This is a genomic window from Streptomyces sp. NPDC059853 (assembly GCF_042731495.1).
Classification (GTDB): domain Bacteria; phylum Actinomycetota; class Actinomycetes; order Streptomycetales; family Streptomycetaceae; genus Streptomyces.
Genome location: NZ_JBHWJL010000212.1, coordinates 5,961 through 9,241, shown reverse-complemented (window position 1 = coordinate 9,241; position 3,281 = coordinate 5,961). Strand labels below are relative to the sequence as shown.

2 protein-coding genes and 1 pseudogene are annotated in these 3,281 nt (G+C 76.0%); 2 read left to right on the top strand and 1 reads right to left on the bottom strand.

The features are described 5' to 3' along the window. Positions 1 to 125: 125 nt before the first annotated feature. Positions 126 to 1,196 carry a glycoside hydrolase family 5 protein gene (locus ACFV5N_RS19990; protein WP_385601503.1) on the bottom strand — a complete coding sequence of 357 codons (1,071 nt, stop codon included), beginning with the start codon at positions 1,194 to 1,196 and terminating at the stop codon, positions 126 to 128. 423 nt (positions 1,197 to 1,619) lie between these two features. Between ACFV5N_RS19990 and ACFV5N_RS19985 the strand changes: the two genes are divergently transcribed. Both ACFV5N_RS19985 and ACFV5N_RS19980 read left to right on the top strand, forming a co-directional pair. Then, positions 1,620 to 2,942: a hypothetical protein gene (locus ACFV5N_RS19985; protein ID WP_385601500.1), complete on the top strand. Its 1,323-nt coding sequence runs from the start codon at positions 1,620 to 1,622 to the stop codon at positions 2,940 to 2,942. A 37-nt stretch (positions 2,943 to 2,979) separates the two neighbouring features. Further along, positions 2,980 to 3,281: pseudogene (locus ACFV5N_RS19980) on the top strand (hypothetical protein); the annotation flags it as partial.

Here is a 3,281-nt window from a genome sequence, read left to right as displayed (position 1 = left end):
CCCCACCGCCCCCGGCGCCCCCCGCGGGGTGGGGGGGGGGGGGGGGGGGGGTGGGCCGCGGTCCGCCGGGGGTCTCGCCCGGGGGGGGGGGCACCCCCCCCCCCCCCCCGCGGCGGCTCGCGGGGTCACACCCGGTCGCGGACCCAGATGCCGGCCTCCTTCAGCGGGGCCGTCCCGCTGAACTGGCCGGCCGCGCAGGAGCCCTCGCGGAAGACGGCGCCCGAGCGCCAGTCGTCGGAGAAGTTCCAGTTGGTCCAGCTGATGCCCTTGGCGGCCATCAGATCGAGGTAGCGCTGGGCGTTGGCGAAGTCGTTGGCCCCGTCGCCCGTGTAGTCCTGGGTGCCCCACTCGGTGACGAACACCGGCAGCTGGTCGGAGGCGCGGTCCAGGGCGGAGAGATAGGCGTCGCGGTGCGAGGCGGCGTAGAAGTGGAAGGTGTACGCGATGTTCTCGGCGTCGACCGGGTTCGCGATGATCTCCCGCTCGTCGGAGCCCTCGGAGACACCGAGCGAGGACCAGCCGCGGGTGCCGACCAGCACGACGGCGTCCGGGGCGCCCGCCCTGACCACCGGGATCAGCTCCTCGGCGTAGCTCTTGATGCTCTGCCAGCTGACGCCGTTGGGCTCGTTGGCGATCTCGTACAGCAGGTTGTCCTGGTCGCCGTGGCGGGCGGTGATGTCGGTGAAGAACCGCTTCGCCAGATCGGTGTTCGCGTTCGGGTCACCGGGGGTGAGCATGTGCCAGTCGACGATCACGTACAGGCCGCGCGCGGTGGCCTGGTCGATGACGCGGCCGGCCAGGTCGGTGAAGTACTGCGGGTCGCTCGCGTAGCCGTCCTCCTGGACGTACGTGGACAGCCGCAGCACGCTCGCGCCCCAGTCGTGGGCGAGGGCGTCCAGGGACGCCTCGGTCAGGCAGTGCTCGAACCACTGCGTGCCGTGGCTGCTCATGCCGCGCAACTGGACGGGGGTGCCGTCCTCGCCGCACAGCCGGGTGCCGCAGATCTCCAGGGCGCCGTGCTGCTGGTACGGGGTGACGGCCGCCGGATCGGGCCCGGTGGGGGCGGGCTCGGCCCCGGTGGGGGTGGCGGTGGCGGTGCCGCCGCCGAGCCAGAGGGCGGCGGCGGTCCCGGCGGCGGTCAGCAGGGCGGCGAACGAGGCGAGCGCGCGGGTGGGGCGGGATAACGAGCGGCTCATCGGATCTCTCCATTCGTGGTGGGGGGACGGAGAAAAGACCGATGCGACGGTAGGTGCAACCTGACGGGCGGTCAATGCGTGTCAGGGGGTGACGGGCAAGGCGACGGAGCGGGAACGGGGGCGCGCGCCGGGCGGCCCCGGCGGACAACATCGCGATCGCGACAAGATCCCCGCAAACCCTGTCTGGAATCCGTCCGGGCGGCCATACTGCTGGCCGTGGCCACACACGAGGGGGGAGGCCCGACCGTGACGCAGCCACCGCACTCCCCGGCGCGGCCCGGCCTGCCTCCACCGGGCCCGCCACCCCCGGCACCGTCACCCGCGTCGTCCGCCGCCCCCGCCGTACCCCCCGTACCGCCGCCCGCGCCGCCGGTGCCGCCCCGGCCGCCGGGCAGACCCCGGCTGTCGGACTGGGCGAGAGGCGTGCGCACGCTGCGCGCGGCCGCCCGTACCGAACCCGGCCGGCTGCGGATCATCGGCGCCGCCGTGGTCGCCGCCCTGCTGCTGTTCGGAGCGGCCACCGCCTGGCAGATCGCCGACCGCGCCGAGGCGGCCGACACGCTCATCGACTCCAGCCAGCCGCTCAGCGCGGAAGCCGCCGACATCTACCGGTCCCTCGCGGACGCCAACACCAGCGCCGCCGTGGCCCTCCTCACCGGCACCGGCTCCGACCCGGGGGTGCGGACCCGGTACGAGGAACGCATCGCCACCGCCGCGGCCCTGCTCACCCGGGCCGCCGCGCACACCGGCAGCTCACCCCGCGCCCAGGAACTGATCGCCCAGCTCAACGCCGAACTGCCCGTGTACACCGGCCTGGTGGAGACGGCCCGCGCGAACGACCGGCTGTGGCTGCCGCTGGGCGGCGCCTATCTGCGGTACGCCGACGGCCGGATGCAGGAAGTGCTGCTGCCCGCCGCCGCGTCGCTGTACGCGCTGGAGACCGAACGTTTCCAGCAGGACGCGCGGCGGGCCGCCGACTGGCCGTGGTTCTCGCTGGCCGCCGCGGCCCTCGCGCTCGCCGTCCTCGCCTGGGTCCAGCGCCGCCACTGGCTGCGCACCCACCGCGTGTTCAACCAGGGGCTGCTGGCGGCGACCGGGGCGGCCCTGGTGCTGCTGCTGTGGCTCACCGGCGCGCACACCCTCGCCCGGGCGGCGCTGCACGACGCCGACCGGGGCGGCGCCCAGTCCCTGAGCGCCCTCAACGACGCCTGGATCGCGGCGCTCCAGGCCCGCGGCGCCGAGGGCATGACCCTGGTGGCGCGCGGCTCGGGCACCGGCTTCGAGGAGAGCTACCAGGAACGCATGACCGAACTCGCGGGCCTGCCGGCCGGCAACGGGAACGACGGCGCCGCCGACGGCGACGCGGCGGACACCCCGCGGGGGCGGCTCGGCACCGCCTGGCAGCTGGCCGACGACGAGGCCGGCCGGGCCCCCGTCGAGGCGGCCCACGCGGCGGTCGGCGAGTGGCGCGCACTGCACGAGGAAGCCAGGCAGCGGGAGAACGCCGGGGAGTACCAGGAGGCGGTGGAACTCGTCATCGGCGAGGGCTCCACGGGCGAAGCCTTCGACCGGGTGGACGAGGCGCTGGCCCAGGCACTGGCCCACGAGCAGGACCAGTTCACCCGGGCCGCCGAGCGCGCGGTGACCGCCCGCACCGGCCTGCTGGTCGGCGCCCTGGCCCTGGCGACCCTGGCCGCCGCCTGCGCCGTCCTCGGGATCAACCTCCGGCTGGCGGAATACGGGTGAGCGCGCGGGTGCGGGTGTGCCGGGAGGAGGGACAGCGGTGAAGAGACGGGCGCGGACGGACGCGGCGGCTGGCACGGTGGCCGGGGCCGCGGGCGCGAGGCACACGAACGCGGCGGAAGCGGCGCGGGCGCGGCGACGGCGGGCCGGCGGCGGCCGTCCGCTGCTCGCCGCGGCCTGCGGCCTGGCGCTCGCCGGCTGGATGCTGGCCGGTTCCCTGCCCGCGCCCGGCGACGCCACCGGGCCCGGCCACGGGCACGGCGAGCCGCCACCGGTCGCCGGCGGCCGGGTGATCCAGGTGGACGACAGCACCGACGACGACACCTTCGGGTCGCTCGCCGC

Coding starts and splice junctions, on each gene's coding strand:
- ACFV5N_RS19990 (WP_385601503.1), bottom strand. CDS start 1,196: ATGAGCCGCTCGTTATCCCGCCCCACCCGCGCGCTCGCCTCGTTCGCC.